The organism is Clostridioides sp. ES-S-0049-02 (assembly GCF_020658465.1).
Taxonomy (GTDB): domain Bacteria; phylum Bacillota; class Clostridia; order Peptostreptococcales; family Peptostreptococcaceae; genus Clostridioides.
Genome location: NZ_JACVWG010000001.1, coordinates 232,897 through 249,466, shown reverse-complemented (window position 1 = coordinate 249,466; position 16,570 = coordinate 232,897). Strand labels below are relative to the sequence as shown.

At 28.7% G+C, this 16,570-nt stretch carries 15 protein-coding genes; 1 reads left to right on the top strand and 14 read right to left on the bottom strand.

Translation table 11 applies throughout. The annotated features are described in order from the left end of the window. Positions 1 to 7: 7 nt before the first annotated feature. The 13 genes from IC213_RS01240 to IC213_RS01180 form a co-directional block, all read right to left on the bottom strand. The gene (locus IC213_RS01240) at positions 8 to 1,084 is read right to left on the bottom strand and encodes a hypothetical protein (protein ID WP_227824197.1); all 1,077 of its coding nucleotides are present in this window, start codon (positions 1,082 to 1,084) and stop codon (positions 8 to 10) included. A gap of 10 nt (positions 1,085 to 1,094) precedes the next feature. After that, on the bottom strand, positions 1,095 to 3,398 hold the full coding sequence (locus tag IC213_RS01235; RefSeq protein ID WP_227482872.1) for a glycosyltransferase: 2,304 nt from the start codon (positions 3,396 to 3,398) through the stop codon (positions 1,095 to 1,097). A gap of 4 nt (positions 3,399 to 3,402) precedes the next feature. Next, on the bottom strand, positions 3,403 to 4,374 hold the full coding sequence (locus tag IC213_RS01230; protein WP_227862643.1) for a glycoside hydrolase family 5 protein: 972 nt from the start codon (positions 4,372 to 4,374) through the stop codon (positions 3,403 to 3,405). 261 nt (positions 4,375 to 4,635) lie between these two features. Continuing rightward, a complete protein-coding gene (locus IC213_RS01225; protein WP_227482874.1) occupies positions 4,636 to 6,384 on the bottom strand; it encodes a DUF4091 domain-containing protein in 1,749 nt (582 codons plus the stop codon). Between the two features lie 54 nt (positions 6,385 to 6,438). Beyond that, a complete protein-coding gene (locus tag IC213_RS01220) occupies positions 6,439 to 7,248 on the bottom strand; it encodes a carbohydrate ABC transporter permease (protein WP_227432498.1) in 810 nt (269 codons plus the stop codon). A gap of 15 nt (positions 7,249 to 7,263) precedes the next feature. Continuing rightward, positions 7,264 to 8,181, bottom strand: a complete 918-nt coding sequence (locus IC213_RS01215; protein WP_227862642.1) for a carbohydrate ABC transporter permease — start codon at positions 8,179 to 8,181, stop codon at positions 7,264 to 7,266. Between the two features lie 98 nt (positions 8,182 to 8,279). Next, positions 8,280 to 9,596 carry an ABC transporter substrate-binding protein gene (locus tag IC213_RS01210; protein WP_227845603.1) on the bottom strand — a complete coding sequence of 439 codons (1,317 nt, stop codon included), beginning with the start codon at positions 9,594 to 9,596 and terminating at the stop codon, positions 8,280 to 8,282. Between the two features lie 264 nt (positions 9,597 to 9,860). After that, positions 9,861 to 10,385: a hypothetical protein gene (locus IC213_RS01205; protein ID WP_227432496.1), complete on the bottom strand. Its 525-nt coding sequence runs from the start codon at positions 10,383 to 10,385 to the stop codon at positions 9,861 to 9,863. Between the two features lie 3 nt (positions 10,386 to 10,388). Continuing rightward, positions 10,389 to 10,886: a pantetheine-phosphate adenylyltransferase gene (coaD, locus tag IC213_RS01200; protein WP_227432495.1), complete on the bottom strand. Its 498-nt coding sequence runs from the start codon at positions 10,884 to 10,886 to the stop codon at positions 10,389 to 10,391. 1 nt (position 10,887) lies between these two features. Then, the gene (gene rsmD / locus IC213_RS01195) at positions 10,888 to 11,442 is read right to left on the bottom strand and encodes a 16S rRNA (guanine(966)-N(2))-methyltransferase RsmD (RefSeq protein WP_227432494.1); all 555 of its coding nucleotides are present in this window, start codon (positions 11,440 to 11,442) and stop codon (positions 10,888 to 10,890) included. A 58-nt stretch (positions 11,443 to 11,500) separates the two neighbouring features. Further along, positions 11,501 to 13,558, bottom strand: a complete 2,058-nt coding sequence (gene recG / locus IC213_RS01190) for an ATP-dependent DNA helicase RecG (RefSeq protein ID WP_227432493.1) — start codon at positions 13,556 to 13,558, stop codon at positions 11,501 to 11,503. 80 nt (positions 13,559 to 13,638) lie between these two features. Next, positions 13,639 to 15,282, bottom strand: coding sequence for a DAK2 domain-containing protein (locus IC213_RS01185; RefSeq protein WP_227862641.1), 1,644 nt, complete (start codon positions 15,280 to 15,282; stop codon positions 13,639 to 13,641). 18 nt (positions 15,283 to 15,300) lie between these two features. Continuing rightward, positions 15,301 to 15,651 carry an Asp23/Gls24 family envelope stress response protein gene (locus tag IC213_RS01180; protein WP_227432491.1) on the bottom strand — a complete coding sequence of 117 codons (351 nt, stop codon included), beginning with the start codon at positions 15,649 to 15,651 and terminating at the stop codon, positions 15,301 to 15,303. 359 nt (positions 15,652 to 16,010) lie between these two features. On the opposite strand from IC213_RS01180, the gene rpmB reads away from it, so the two are divergent. Beyond that, the gene (gene rpmB / locus IC213_RS01175) at positions 16,011 to 16,199 is read left to right on the top strand and encodes a 50S ribosomal protein L28 (protein WP_003416297.1); all 189 of its coding nucleotides are present in this window, start codon (positions 16,011 to 16,013) and stop codon (positions 16,197 to 16,199) included. A gap of 160 nt (positions 16,200 to 16,359) precedes the next feature. Here rpmB and IC213_RS01170 read toward each other — a convergent pair whose 3' ends face one another. Next, the gene (locus tag IC213_RS01170; RefSeq protein ID WP_009893656.1) at positions 16,360 to 16,512 is read right to left on the bottom strand and encodes a hypothetical protein; all 153 of its coding nucleotides are present in this window, start codon (positions 16,510 to 16,512) and stop codon (positions 16,360 to 16,362) included. Positions 16,513 to 16,570 lie beyond the last annotated feature (58 nt).

Here is a 16,570-nt window from a genome sequence, read left to right as displayed (position 1 = left end):
CCTCTCTTTACTCAGTTTTTAAGTGTTTTTTCCAATATAAGTATATCCCTAAGCATATTGCTAATAAGGATATAAATAAAATGCGAATAAAATTTACACTATTATTCATAGCATTTACTGTTTTCATATTTTGTACGGTTGGTGATTGTTTAGGTGATACTAAGGTATACGGAACACCATCTTTATCTTTTTGATTAATACTCCAAGACTGAGTCAATACTATCTTCTTTCCAACTTTAAACTTGTCATCAACATTAACTTTTAAAATAATTTCTCCAGGTTGTACTTCATTATTTAATGTTAATTTACCTTCCTGAGATATATTTACATTGTTTTGTTTTTCTACAAATGAGTACTTAATTTTTGAACTCTGTTCCAGTCCTGACACTTTATATTGACTTATACTTTGACCCAATACAGGTATTTGTACTTCTTCATCACCAATTATTTTAATATTATGCAAGGATTCAAGTTGCTCCTCTAAAAGTAAAGATACTTTTCTTATAGTAATAACATTATGTTCTTCACTAGATGGAATAAATGTGATTCCCCACCCGTTAATATCTGATAGAACATCTGAATCTAACATAACATTATTTTTATCATTTATAAAACTGCTAAAATTCACATAAATTTTTCCCTCAAACTCACCTGGTATATCTATGCATCCATCTTTTATTTTATCTGAATATATTATATTTTGATTTTCAATAAATATTTCGCTACCTTCTTTTAACTTAAAGTCAAGCGTATCCTTACTTTGTATGTTTAAATTAATTCGCTGAGGACTTTTATTCTTATTTTGAATCTCAATATAAAAATTATGGAATACATTCCAGTCATCTTTTATATTTTTATAAATATATAGATAACGTTCTTTATTATTTTTAGAACTATCTGTCTCTATTTTTATACTTGTATTTTCATGTATAATGTTAGCACTTAAATTACTTTCCACCTTTTTAAAAGATAAATCTAAATTTTTATTACTTATTCCTGAACTTGTAAAAGTACTGTTTATAAAAAAAATAAACACTAAAATAAAATATTTTAAATAACACAAAAATACTTTTAAAATTTTCATTTTATCTCTCCTAAATATATTTCATTGGCTCAAACTCATCTGTGCATTCGTCTTTCTTTTCATTAGGTTTTGAAATTATAATTGTTTTATGTTGTAATATCCACTCCATCATTTCCTCTCTTAAAAATAAATTTTGCATTATACTATCAATATTATTTACTTTGTATAAAACACCCCTCATATCGGCTTTACCTTCACATAAATCACACTCAAGTATAATATTTTCATTAAGTTCTATTTCTATTTTTTGAGGATAAATATCTTTATTTTCAAAACCTAGTAATACATACTGATAATTAAAATTTACCAGTTTTACCTTACCTATATTTTCTATATCACTTTGGAAATCTGTATTAATTCTTGGACTTCTTCTCGATAAAGTTTTAGATTTTTCAATACGTTTTTTTACATTAATTTGCAAGTCATCAAAAAAACCTAATTGATTAGATATTGTCATTGGCAAAGTCGGCACCCTATCATGAACAATACACATCCAATTATCAAATTGATTATCTTCAATGTGTGTAATGTAACATGCATACTTCCACTTTGAGTTTATTTCCACAACATTAACTATCTTTGCCTTCATACTAGCTATATATATTTCATTTCCTGATTTTTCTTTAAACTCTACCTCAAATTCTTCTGGAGAAATATACTCTGGATTTTCCAATAAAAACGCAAATCCATTTTCTGATATATCAATTGTTTTTGAAGAAAGAATGTACGAATTTTGCTTTAGTTTAAAATCAATTTCAGCAACATAACGCTCAGATTTTCTTAATTGTTGTCTTCCTGATATAAACAGCATTGCCATAATAAGATTAAAAAGATTTCCAATTAACCAAAACAGTACGACTGAGTATGTCATTGAATTCATTTTAAATATTGATATAAACATCTTTAAGATTCCTATTATAGATAGCACTATGTATATAAAATATGGTGCTCCTTGCAAAACCTTATATATTCTTTTTTCTTCTGCTTTACTCTTATTGGTCACTGAAAATTTATTCTTAGATATTGCAAATGTTTCAAGTATTACTGCTGGCATTAAAGACTGAAACATTATAGTTTCATATATATTAGTCCATCTTGTGTTTCTTATATTTTGAGAAAATATTTTAAGGGATAAACTACTTAAAATATACATAGGTAACCAAAATATCAATACTTGAAGTAATGTGCATTTTACAACAATTACATTAAAGACTGAAAATAAAATGGGAGCCATTATATAAGTAAAGCGTTTTATACTTGCATACCAATAAGTAATTGAAGAAATATAACTTATTTTCTGCCAAAATCCTAAACCTTTTCTAAACAAAATATTCAATCGTCTACCTGTCTGTATGCATCCACGTGCCCATCTTTCACGTTGTTTAATAAGGCTTTTTAAATCTATTGGAGATAATCCTGATGCATGTACTTCTGGAATAGCATAGCATCTATATCCTTTACTTTGAATTAAAATCCCTGTTGCAAAATCTTCTGTGATAGAAAAAGTATAAAATCCTCCAACTTCATCTAAAGCTTCTCTTGAAATAACTGTATTACTACCACCATAAATTACAGAATTGGTTTTATTTCTAGCTAATTGAATATCTCTATAAAAATAATCTTGTTCATTTGGAATTCTACCTTCAGAGTGTAAATTAAATTGAAATAAATCTGGATTATAGAAACTTTGTGGTGTTTGCACAAAACCAATCTTTTCGTATTGTTCTTTTTCTCCATCTTTTTTAGCCTGTTCATTTTTTAAAAAGTATGGTACTGTATCAATTAAAAAATCATGCATTGGTATCATATCTGCATCAAATGTAGCAATCAAAGGAGAGTTTGTATGCTGCATTGCATTATTTAGGTTTCCAGCTTTAGCTCCTTCTCTTTCTGTTCGAGTTATATAATTGACACCCATTTTTTCTGACAGAAGACGCATTTCTTCACGATTACCATCATCACATATATATATATGTACCTTTTTCTTATCAGGATATTGCATATGAAGACATCCATTTATTGTTTTTCTTACCAAGTCAACAGACTCATTATATGTTGCAATAAATACATCCACAGGTGGATAAAGTTCTTCACTTATAATTGGCTTTTCAGGATACTCAATATTAGACATTCCATAGTAATGTACAAACATTTCCATCATCCCTATTAACTCCACTGAAAGTAGTATTATCGCACAAATTAATGCAAACATCCCTTCTTCTTTAGGTATTGTATAAAAAATTCTCCACAATATATATATAATATTAGTAATAATAGTTAAGGTTATAAGTACCTTTTTTGAATTTTTCTTCATCAAATCACCTCTTTCCTACTAGTGCATTCAATATATCTTCATCCCAAGTACCTTCAACTTGATTATATATTCCAAATCCAGAGGCAAGTTCCCAGTAAGCCCATGAAAAATTTCGTTTTTCAGCCTCTTCTCTTACTGCTTTTATCCAAGCTACTCTTGAAGCTTCTGGTGCCTCTTTTGTTATTCCAAACTCTCCCAATAAAACTTTTACATTATTTTTATTAGCCCATTTCTCTACTGTATCAAATCTTTTCTTTAGATACTCAAGTTGTTCATTTGTTCCTTCCCAAGTAATATTGCTTAAGTTCTCAAACCCTTTATGATAGATATTTCCTTGGAATGCAAAATCATTTGGTTCATAATAGTGAAATGAAACTACTATATTAGAATTTTTAGGAATATTTAAATCCTTTAAATAATCAATTTGGTAGTAATTGTATGGACCCACTATAATTGTCCTTTTAGGATTAGTTTTTCTAATTATATTTATAGCTTCTTTAAAGTATTCATTTAGTAACTGTGGAGATAGGCTTTCTTTAGGCTCATTTAATAATTCAAAAACCAATTTTTTATCATATTTTTGATATCTATTAGCTATTTGTTGCCATATTTTTAAAAACTTCTCTTTATTAATTTGTGGTTCTTTCATAATGTCTTCAAAGTGATGTAAATCTAACACAACTACTAACTCTTTATCCAAAGCATACTTTATATGCCCATCAATCTTTTTGAAGAATTCTTCATCAATTTTATAATCATTAGAATCTGAGGTGTAATCAGAAAATCTTACTGGTATACGGACTGTATCAAAACCTGCCATTTTTATATCATCAAAATACTTATCTGACATTTTAACATCCCAAGGAAAAATTTTTGGTGATTCTAACGCATTACCTATGTTTATTCCTCGTTGCATTGTAACTTTATCATTATCTCCTCTTATTATAAAATAAAATCCAATAAAAGCTATACTCAAAAAGGCTGCTATACTAATACCTATTCTTTTTATGTTCCTCTCCCCCTAACTTATTTTTTGTATAATATTACTTTACTAGTTTTAGTCTATCTATAGAAGCTTTAATATCATTAGTACCCTATTATAACAAATTAAATTATATCATGTTATCTCTAATTATGCTTCTTTATAAATTTTATTCTAAATATACTTTTAAAAAAATATAAGGCAGTATATCTTAAAATAACTTTGATTATTTCTCGATATAATGCCTTATATTTTTTATAACTTATCTAACAAATCTAAAACTTGTTTTTTGACCTTATCATATCCAAAATTATCTAGTGAATATCCAAGCTCTATATTTCCGAAACCTTTAATTTCAGCATTTTCTTTTTTATTTAATAGAGTTTGCATAAGCTCAACTTCTATATATTCTCTTCCCTTTTCTTTTTCTAACATAGTAAATAACTCAAAATCTTGTATGCCAAATCTTAAGTTTTCCATTCTAACACTTCTAACAGGCTTTAAATCTTTTCCAGGATAAACAAAGAACATATCTCCAGCTTTCCAAATAGGGAATTTGTAACTTGCGTCTTTCCAAGGGTCTTCTGTCCATAAATTATAATCCCATCTTAAAAATCCATCAAGACCAAAATAATAAGTGTACCACCCTATTATTCTATTTTCTACAAAAGGAGAACTTATAAAACTATTTGGTTTTTCTGGGAAACAGCAAACAAACCAAGTCAATATTCCACCTTTATCATGCATTTTTTTCTTTAGATTTTCTATATCTTTATAATTTTGAATAGTAAGTTTTAAATTTATTGACATGTCATCAACTTCATCTTTAGCTCTATCTAAAAAGTTTTGGTCATGAGTTGCTGATTTATATTTAACTTGATGAGTACTTACAGTAGAGTTTATAAATTTGATACACTCTTTTACAACCTCTGGATTATTTGGTTCATCGGCTATAATTCTGATGCTATCCCATAGACCACATTCTATTAAATGATTTAATACTAATCCTATATACTCTTTTAAATCATCTGTATTATTTATGAATTTAAACACTTTGTCTTTTTCATCAAAGTATCTTACTCTTATAGGGTCTTTATAGCCCTCTATAGGGTTTCCAAACTCTCCAGCACACCAATTACCTAACAGACCAAATAAATCTATCTCCTGAGCCATTTTGTACTTACTAGCTATACTTATATACTTGTCCATGCTTTCAAAATTACACTTGATATTTCCATCTAAATCTTTTGAGACACCTACCATGTTGTATTCATATAAGTTTGATGGATTTTTATAGACTTTATAACAACTTTGACCTGCCCATGGATAATCTGAAACTATAACTGTTGCAACTTTTTCTCCTAAAGATGCTAGTTCTTTGAGATAATTATCTATTATCTCAAAATGTATATCAGACCACAATTCAACTTTATACATTCTAGCTAGACAACTTGGATGTTGCCATAAATCTAAAAAGAATTTACTTTCGTCCAAAGGCTTTAACACAACATTTTTTACTTCTATAGGCACATCAACTGTAAAAACTTTTTCTTCATCTTCATAACCAAAACTTTTGAATATATCAATACTTATATTAAACTTATTTCCTAAAAAATCCTCAGGTACTTGCCCTTCAATCCAAAACGTTTGAGGCAAATATTGTTCCACTAGTACATCTTTATCTCTCAAAATAGCATCATTTACAAATGCTTTTGTATCATCTTGAACGTACCCTAATATATTTATACTAAAATTATTTTCTAATCCATCAGGCACATTTAGACCTAATCTCACTCTATTTCCCAAGCCTTTCCATGATATAGCACTACTACCATCAATTGTGCAATTAAATTCTTCTGTAGCTTTCAGCATAATTTGAAATGCAAATTTTTCACCTTTAGCTACTACAATATTTAAATCCTTATGTTCCCAAGTTTCAGCTTCTATAACTGAGTATTTATTGTGTTTAAATGTGCAATCTTTCAATACATATGAAATTTCCATGGTTTAATTTCCTCCGCATCTATAGTTTTATTTTGTATTTTTAAATTAGACTATTTAACCTTTTATACCAGATAAAGATACACCCTCAACAAATTTACTTTGTAAAATTAAATAGAAAATAAATGGAGGTAAAAATGTTATTGTTGCTCCTGCCATCATTTGTCCATAATTTGTTATCTGAAATGTCTTAAGAGTGGATAACCCTACTGTTAATGTCCTCATTGCATCTTTAGTTGTTGCTATAAGAGGCCACATAAACTCATTCCATGCTCCCATGAAAGTAAATATAGCTAGTGTAATTAATGCTGGTTTGATTAGAGGTAACACTATTTGTACTAAAATTCTAAGGTCTGAACAACCATCTATTTTTGCTGATTCTAAGAGTTCTTTTGGTACTCCTAAAATAGCTTGTCTCATTATAAATACACCAAATGCAGTTGGTATTGGCATAATAAGAGCCAAATAACTATTTATCCATCCTAAATGTTTCATTATTATATAAAGTGGTATCATTGTAACCTGAGATGGTATAATTAAAGTCATTATCATAAATAAAAATAACTTATCACTACCTTTAAAATCCATCTTCGCAAAAGAATACCCTGCTAATGTACTAAATACTAAGTTTAACAGTACTCCTGAAAAAGATACTATGGCTGTGTTTAAAAAATATTGCGTAAATCCTTTTTTAGTAAATATATCTATATAGTTTTGAAGTGTTACTGTTGAAAAAGATATATCCAAATTGTATGAATTATATGTTACCTTTAATGATATTATCAACATGTATATAAATGGTACTAAGCTTGCACATGCTATAAATAATAGCAACCCATCACTCAATAATCTCTTTGTTGTTTTCATATTATACCTACCTTTCTAAAAATCTGAACTGTCTCGTTTTACAAGTTTATTTTGTAAAATTGAAACTACTGCTATCAACAAAAATAATACATTTGCTACAGTCATTGCATATCCAGAATTGAAGTTTTTAAAGTTTAAGTTAAATGCATGCATAACTATACTCATAGTAGATATCCCTGGACCTCCACCTGTCACAGTATAAACCAAGTCAAATACTTGTAACGACCATATTGTTCCTAAAAACACAACCATTATTGTAGTTGGCTTTAGTAGTGGAACTGTTATTTTCATAAATTCTTGAAGTTTTGTAGCTCCATCAACCTTTGCTACCTCATAACAATGTTTTGGTAAATTCATTATAGCTGAAATATAAATTACCATAAAATATCCTATATTTTTCCACATAGATATAAACATAAGCGTAGGAAGTGCTGTTTTACTATCTCCCAAAAGTTTAGATGATTCTATTCCAAAAGCACCTAACAATTGATATATAATTGAACCTTCTCCATTTAATAAAGCTCTCCATACCATACCAATCAAAACCATAGACGATAATACAGGTATAAATATAGCTCCTTTAGCAAATGAAGCTATTTTACTATTTCCTTTTCCTGTAATCCAAACTGCCAAAATCAACGATAAAATAGTCTGGCAAGGTACTACTATAATAGCAAATTTAATCGTATTTATAATAGATACTTTTAATGTCTCATCTGTAAATAATTTTTTATAATTTTCTAAGCCTATAAATGTTGCTGGACTAATAATATTGTACTTTGTAAAACTAAAGTATATTGACATTATTATTGGTAATACATAAAATGCCACTAAAATTATGCCCAATGGTAATATGTATATATATGGTTTAATATTTAATTTTAATTTTTTTCTTGTTGAATTTTCTTCAAACTCTCTAACTAAGTTACTCATTTTTATCCTCTCCAATATAAATATTAGCATTGTACTTATAAATACAATGCTAATTTTAATCTGTAAAGTATTTTATAACATCTTACAGCCTTAAACTTTTATTGTGCTAATAAATCATTTGAATATTTTGCAGCATCATCTAACGCTTGTTTTGGAGTTTTATCTCCTGAAATCATAGTTTGAAGTTCTTTCCATAAATATTCATATATTTCAACACCATGTGGTCCTACTACCAATGGTCTATATACATCCTTATCATTTTCAACCATTGCTTTAAATCTTTCATCACCTTGATATGGTTCCCCTTTTGTTATTGGTGCTCTTGGTATCGCTTTATGGAATTCTGTCATTGATTCAACACTTAACATATGTTGTATTAATTTATATGCAAGTTTTTTATCTTTTGCTGATGACATTAAAGATAAATGGTCTACTGCTCCAAAAGTTGCAGCTTTCTTGTCTTCTAAACCAGTTACAAATCCCCAATTTAAATCTGGGAATGACTTATCAAATACACTTGTTGCAGCAGAAGACAACATTATAGTAAAGGCTGCTTTCCCTGGTCCAAATACACTTTCTATCATTTCATTGCTATCTTTAGATAAAGAATCTTCAGGTACATATGCTTGTAATTCTTTTAAGAAATTAGCTGCTTCTAAACCACTCTTATCATTAAATTTAACTGATTTTAAATCATCATTAAATATATCTCCACCAGCTTGCCATAAATATGGATACCAGTTCCAGTTCATGTTACCAAAAGTTTTAGCTCCCCATCCTTGAGCTAATCCCCATTGGTCTATTTTTCCATCGCCATCAGTATCCTTTGTTGCTTTTTGGCAGATTCTTTTAAAATCTTCCCATGTTTTAGGAGGTTTTTCTCCTATTTTATCTAGAATATCTTTGTTGTAGTATAATACACCTGGATTTGCTGCTTGGAATGGCATTCCATACATTCCACCCATCATTTCAGATGTTTTTATGTAAATAGATTGTTCTTTATCCTCTTTAGTTGCATAGTCAGTTAAATCTTCTACTGCTCCACTTTGTATAAACTGAGGATACATTTCTGCATACATATATCCAACATCAGGGCCTTCATCAGCACTTATGGCTGTTGCAAATTTTTCTGAATAATTTTCCCAAGGAATTATCTGTAAATCTACTTCACAGTTATTTTTTTCCTCAAATTTATCTAAAATAGGGTCCCAAACTTCCTTCATATTATCTTCTACTGGTGGCATCCAAAGAACTAGCTTTTCTTTTTCCCCATCCTTTTTTGCATCTTTTCCACTACCACTTGAACACCCTGTTATAAGTGTTGTAGTCATAATTGCCACCATAGCTAGTGAACACAATTTTTTCAACATACTCACCTTAATTCCCTCCATCTTGTTTGGTTTTTCTTTTTTCATTGTAATTCTACATAATTTTACTCCATTTAAAATATTATCAAAGCATGTATTTCTTGTCTAATCAGTTTTTTCTATATATTTTTTTTTATTATAGTTTTTTTCTATAGTGCCATTTTTAATTTTATTTTTTATAGCAATAAATATAGTTAAAATAAACTAGAATCTTTTAGTAAAATTTTTAATTTTAAAGTCTCTTTTATTAAATTACAACACAAAAAATAGACCATATAATTATATGGTCTGTTTTCATCTACTTAAAAAAGTTTATTTTTTAGGTCTAAGTTCAGCTTTATCTCTTTTTATTTCTTCTAATATTTCTTTTAAATTATACTCAACACTAGAAAGCACATCTTCTGCATATTCAATTGAACCAATTCTTATCTCATTGGCTATTCTTTCAGCCCTATCAACTATATCCTTAGCTCTTTGGTCTGCTTGAACAACAGGTTCACTTGACTCTACATAGGCTTTTACTACATCTTCAGAATTTTTCTTTAATTCTTCTATATTTTCTTGATATTCTTGCTGTATTCTTTCAGCTTCTTTTTGTGCTTGTTCAACTATGTTTGTAGCATCTTGTTTAGCTTGGCTTATTATTTTATTTCTTTCTTTATTTATCCAGACTGCCTGTGTTACTTCCTCTGGTATTAAAGTTCTTATATCATTAACTATTGCTAAAACTTCATCCTTATCTACAGTGCATTTATGAGAAAACGGAATTGTAGAAGCACTTCTAAATATCTCCTCTAACTGATCAAATAGTTCAATCATTTCTAAATCTATCTTCATATATCAATTACCCCCAGTAGTTTTTTTCTTTAATTCTTCCAAAACAATTTTTGGAACCAAATTTTTTATATCAGCATCAAAGAGCAAAACCTCTTTTATTAAAGATGAACTTATAAATGAATATTTTGTACAACTTGGTAAAATTATAGTCTCTATATCTGGATTAAGCTCTCTATTCATATGAGCCATTTGAAGCTCATAATCAACATCTGCACCACTTCTTACACCTCTAACTAATGCTCCAATTCCATTTTCTTGACAGTAACTTATTAATAGCCCATCAAAAGTTACAACTTTTATATTCTCTAGATGGCTTGTACTTTTTTTTATAAGTTCTACTCTTTCATCAAAGCTAAATAGACCTTTTTTATTAGGATTATTTAGGACTCCTATTTGTAATTCGTCAAATAACTTCGAAGCCCTGCAAATAATATCTAAATGTCCATTAGTGATTGGGTCAAAGCTTCCTGCAAATATAGCTTTTCTAGGTTTATTTTCCATTTTATGCCTCCATCTTATAAAAAGTTAATGTAGTATTTCCATATTTTTTATCTTTAGTTTTTTCTAACTTACATATTTTATCTGGAAATAAATCATTAGTATCATGTTCTACAACTATTATTCCATCTTCATTCAATAAATTGGAATTATCAATTTTTTCAATAGCTTCTATAAACATATTTTTATAATACGGAGGGTCCATAAAAATTATGTCAAATTTACTATTTTGTAACTTAAGCTTATCTATAGCAGTTTTAAAATCAAGGTTTAAAATAAAACTCTCATTTTCAACCCTTGCTTTTTTTATATTAGATTTAACAATTTCTATACTTTCTTTACTAATATCTACAAAAGTACATTCTTTGGCACCTCTTGACAAACACTCTATCCCTAAAGAACCAGTTCCAGCAAATAAATCTAGAACTTCACTTTCCATTATATATGAATTTATTATATTAAATAAAGACTCTTTTACTCTATCCGTTGTTGGCCTTACATCTTCATTTTTTGGAGTATTTAATTTTAATCCTCTTGCTTTTCCTGAAATTACTCTCAATATGACAATCTCCCTTCAGCACATTCTTACATCAATAATATTTTAACATAAATTAAAATCAATTTAATGAAATTTCTTCCAATGTATCTTTAAATTTATCTATAATTTCCTTTTTAAGTGGAATATTCTCTTTCAATTGTAGATTATTATCTTCACCTAATATATATCGAGCTTCCTGCTGTGCTAATTTTAATATTTTTATATGCTTAAACAAATTTGCTACTTTTAATTCTGGAAGTCCATGTTGTCTGGTCCCAAAAAACTCTCCAGGTCCTCTTATTTCTAAATCCTTTTCTGAAATTCTAAACCCATCATTTGTTTCTTCCATTATAGACATTCTCTGCCTGCATACATCTGTTTTAGAGTCGTAAATTAGCACACAATATGACTTATGGCTTCCTCTCCCAACTCTACCTCTAAGCTGATGTAATTGTGCAAGTCCAAACCTTTCAGCATTCTCTATTATCATTAGAGTTGCATTTGGCACATTGACACCAACTTCTATAACTGTTGTTGAAACCAAAATATCTATTTCTTTATTCTTAAAGTTACTCATTACTTCATCTTTTTCACTTGATTTCATTTTCCCATGAAGAAGTCCAAGTCTTAAATCTGAGAAGTATTCAGCTCTTAATTCCTCTACTAATTCAACAGCTGACTTAGCTTCTATTGATTCACTTTCTTCAACTAGTGGACATACAATATATACTTGCCTTCCCGATTCAACTTCTCTTCTTACTAGGTTATTGTAAGCTCTATCTCTCTTGCTCTTTTCAATAGCAAGTGTTTCTATTGGCTGTCTACCTGGTGGGAGTTCATCTATAATAGAAATATCTAAATCTCCATAAAGTATAAGTGCTAATGTTCTTGGTATTGGTGTTGCTGTCATTACCAGTATATCTGGATTTATTCCTTTTAATGAAAGTCTACTTCTTTGCATAACTCCAAATCTATGCTGCTCATCTGTTATAACTAGACCAATATTATTAAATTCAACTTTATCTTCAATTAATGCATGTGTTCCTATCAATATATCAATTTCATTGTTTTTAATTTGTTCTAATACCATATCTTTTTGTTTTTTTGTAAGACTACCTATTAATAGACCTACATTTATACCAAAATCTTTTAAGGTTTCAGTAAGTGAAATATAATGCTGTCCTGCTAATATCTCTGTAGGTGCCATCAAAGCTCCTTGATAACCATTTAAGACACAATTTGCAAGTGCTAAGAGAGCAACTACTGTTTTACCACTACCTACATCACCTTGAACTAATCTATTCATTATTTTATCAGAATTCATATCATTTATAATTTCATCTAATGCTCTATTCTGAGCTTTAGTCAATTTAAATGGTAAAGAACTTATTATATTCTTTAAACTTTCACTTGTTGTAAATTTTATTCCGTTTTCTTTATTTCTTCCACTTTTAAATACAAACAGTCCCAACTGTAATATAAGTAATTCTTCAAATACAATTCTATATAAAGCTATTTTTAACGATTCCTTATTGCTTGGTGAATGAATATTTCTAACTGCAAAATCTATATTACATAATCTATATTTTTCTATAATTCTTTGTGGCATATATTCTTGTATAATTAATTCCTTATCTTCAAGTACAGTCTTAATTATGCTCATAATCTCTTTATTTGTAACACCATATGTAAGTTGATACACTGGCATAAATCTACATGTATTTTTAGGTGAATTAGTAAGGTACTCTAATTCACACGATGTAAGTTCTAAGTTATTAAATCTTTTCTTAACTTTTCCAAAAACCAATATTGAATCTCCAGGTCTAAATGTATTTTTTATATAAGTTTTATTAAAAAACACTAGTTTAGCCGAACCAGTTTCATCTTTTACATCAATCTTTGTTAAAGTCATTCCTTCTTTTGGACTAAATGTATTTATATTTGATATTACTGCTTTTATTGTAGCTTTTTCATCATTCTCCAACTGCGCTATTTTCTTAAGATTGTTTCTATCTTCAAATTGCCTTGGAAAATAATACAATAAATCTTTTAATGTGAATATACCCAGCTTATTTAGCTTACATGCCTTTTTAGGTCCTATCCCTTTAACATATTGAACATCTTTATATAAATCCAACAAATATATCACCTACTACACAAAAATCCTGTACAACCAACTTTATAAAAGCTACATGGTCATACAGGTTCTTATAATCATTATTCAACTGAAATTAAGTAATAATAAAGAGGTTGTCCTCCATAATATAATTCCACATCTACATCTTCAAATTTTTCTTCTAAAGAAGTACGAAGTTCATTTGCCTGAGATTCTGTAACATCTTCACCAAAGAATAAAGTTATTATAGCAGTATCCTCATCAACCAATTTTTCAATAAGATTTGATGTTACTTCATCTACATAATCCCCTGCTGATAATAATTTACCTTCTGCAATTCCAATTATATTACCTTCTTTAACATCAATTTCATTCATTACTGTATCCCTAACAGCAAAAGTTACTTGACCTGATTTAACTGAATTTAAAGCATTCATCATAGCTTCTTCATTTTCATCTTCACTTAATTCTCCATTAAATGTTACTAATGCAGCAAATCCTTGAGGTGTGTTTTTTGTAGGTATAACTATTATATTTTTATCACTCAATTCTTTAGCTTGGTTAGCAGCCATTATTATATTGCTGTTATTTGGGAAAATAAATATATTTTTAGCATTTATATCCTTTATGGCATTCATAAAATCTTCAGTACTTGGATTCATAGTTTGACCACCTTCTATTATATGGTCAACACCAAAGTCTTTAAATATATTTGCTAATCCTTCACCCATAGAAGTAGCTATGAATCCAAATTCTCTTTCTTCCTCTAAAGGCTCACTCTCATTTTCTTTTTTTTCTTCTACTTCCAATATTGTATTTTCATGTTGTAACTTCATATTTTCTATTTTTATAGTTAATAATTGACCATACTTTAGAGCTTCTTGAAGCACGTTTCCTGGGTCATTAGTGTGTACATGTACCTTTATGACCCCATCATCTCCAACTACTGCTAAACTATCGCCATAAGCCATCATTATATCTCTTATTTTCGTATCTTCTACTTTAGAACTTTCTAGTATAAATTCTGTACAATAACAGTATTTTATATCATCTGTGCTAGTACTATTCTTTGGGAAGTCTATATTTGTTGCAATATTAGTGTCTAGGCTAGTATTTTTTATTTCTATATTGTTACCTTTTATGGAAGCTAACATACCTTCATATATAAGTACAAGCCCTTTTCCTCCAGAATCAACTACACCAGCATCCTTCAGATTTTTTAGAAGGTCTGGAGTTCTTTCTAGTGAAGCATTTGATTCCTTTACAAGCATACTTAAAAACTTTACTACATCTTTTTCTTTTTTAGCAGCTTTTACTGCAAACTCTCCGCTCTCTCTAACTACAGTAAGTATAGTTCCTTCAATTGGTTTTATTACAGCTTTATAAGCTGTATCAGAACCATTTTTAAAAGCTTTTGCTAAATCATCTGTTGATAATTTACTTTTTCCCTCTATAGACTTAGCTATACCTCTAATTATTTGTGAAAGTATAACTCCTGAGTTTCCTCTTGCACCCATTAAAGAACCTTTAGATAATGCTTTTCCGATGTCTGATATATTATCATTGTCTACTTTCGCTAACTCTTTTAAGGCATAAGATATAGTTAAGGACATATTAGTCCCTGTATCTCCATCTGGTACAGGGAATACATTTAATTTGTCAACTAAATCTTTATTGTTTTGGAGATTGTTTGCACCTGAAATGAACATCTCTCTTAACCTTTTACCATCTATATACTGAATCATTTCTTTCCTCCTATAAAATTACTTCACTCTTATTCCTTGTACATTAATATCAATTTTAGTGACTCTTACGCCAGTCATCTTTTCAACTACATATTTAACTCTATCTATTATGTTATTTGCAACTGTAGATATATTTGTACCATATTGTATTATAACATAAAGTTCTATTGCTATGGCATCTTCTTCTACTTCTTCTACTCTAACACCTTTAGTAGCATTTTCACCTTTTAATAATTCTACTATTCCTTTAGATTTAGATGCTAAACCTACTAGACCATAACTTTCCATTGCAGCTCTATATGTGACTTGAGCTATTACTTGATTATCTATTTCTATACTTCCATATTGATTCATTACCTTTGCACTCATGGTTGACCCCCTTAAGTTTTTTTTATTAAAAATGTTTCTTAATTTATTTTTTACTATTTTTACTTATTTATTATATAAAATTATAATCATATCATACTATAAATATGGTATAATTTAAACCTAGAAAAGTTTTTGGATAAAATTTCTTGTACTGTCTATATATTTAAAGAAAAATAATAATTATTTTTCAAATATATTTACTTTATATAAAATTATATATATAATTTTATATGATAATGAGAAATTCTTCAATATATGTAAGGCAAATATATATTTCTATTGCAAATTTTTGTTATTTATGATAATATAAATATGTTTTTAGTCTTTAAATAGTTATCATTTTAAGGAGGTGTGCGTAGATGGCAAAAGTATGTAGCGTATGTGGTAAAGGTAAGGTTTCTGGAAACCAAGTATCACACTCAAATAAACATAATAAAAGAACATGGTCAGCTAATTTAAGAAGCGTAAGAGCGATTATAGATGGAGCTCCTAAGAGAGTAAAAGTTTGTACTAGATGTTTACGTTCTGGTAAGATTGAAAGAGCTTAATAGCCACGTTTAAAAGCCTACTTCCGAAAGTAGGCTTTTTAAATTTAATCATTTTTACTCTTTCTCATAAATTTTAAAACTATGTTTGAAATCCATTTTGGTAACTTTATTGTTACTACTTTCATCAATACTCACCCCACACTTTATAGTTAAAATTATTTTAACAAAAAAATAATAATGCTCCACATCCAATAAGTATTAATGCGGTAAGTGCTGACCAAATCCAGCCAGGAAGCAACATAGATAAAATTACTGCCATTCCTGTTGCTAGACACAGTATTCCTAGCAATACCTTAGACTTGTTATTTCTCATGGAACACCTCCACATAGAACTTGTATCTACAAATATTTTCATATTTAAGTTTATGCGA

Excerpts from the sequence above, each read along its gene's own strand:
- IC213_RS01240 (WP_227824197.1), bottom strand. The coding sequence starts at position 1,084 with ATGAAAATTTTAAAAGTATTTTTGTGTTATTTAAAATATTTTATTTTA.
- IC213_RS01235 (WP_227482872.1), bottom strand. The coding sequence starts at position 3,398 with ATGAAGAAAAATTCAAAAAAGGTACTTATAACCTTAACTATTATTACT.
- IC213_RS01225 (WP_227482874.1), bottom strand. The coding sequence starts at position 6,384 with ATGGAAATTTCATATGTATTGAAAGATTGCACATTTAAACACAATAAA.
- IC213_RS01220 (WP_227432498.1), bottom strand. The coding sequence starts at position 7,248 with ATGAAAACAACAAAGAGATTATTGAGTGATGGGTTGCTATTATTTATA.
- IC213_RS01215 (WP_227862642.1), bottom strand. The coding sequence starts at position 8,181 with ATGAGTAACTTAGTTAGAGAGTTTGAAGAAAATTCAACAAGAAAAAAA.
- IC213_RS01210 (WP_227845603.1), bottom strand. The coding sequence starts at position 9,596 with ATGAAAAAAGAAAAACCAAACAAGATGGAGGGAATTAAGGTGAGTATG.
- IC213_RS01205 (WP_227432496.1), bottom strand. The coding sequence starts at position 10,385 with ATGAAGATAGATTTAGAAATGATTGAACTATTTGATCAGTTAGAGGAG.
- coaD (WP_227432495.1), bottom strand. The coding sequence starts at position 10,886 with ATGGAAAATAAACCTAGAAAAGCTATATTTGCAGGAAGCTTTGACCCA.
- IC213_RS01185 (WP_227862641.1), bottom strand. The coding sequence starts at position 15,282 with ATGATTCAGTATATAGATGGTAAAAGGTTAAGAGAGATGTTCATTTCA.
- IC213_RS01180 (WP_227432491.1), bottom strand. The coding sequence starts at position 15,651 with ATGAGTGCAAAGGTAATGAATCAATATGGAAGTATAGAAATAGATAAT.
- rpmB (WP_003416297.1), top strand. The coding sequence starts at position 16,011 with ATGGCAAAAGTATGTAGCGTATGTGGTAAAGGTAAGGTTTCTGGAAAC.
- IC213_RS01170 (WP_009893656.1), bottom strand. The coding sequence starts at position 16,512 with ATGAGAAATAACAAGTCTAAGGTATTGCTAGGAATACTGTGTCTAGCA.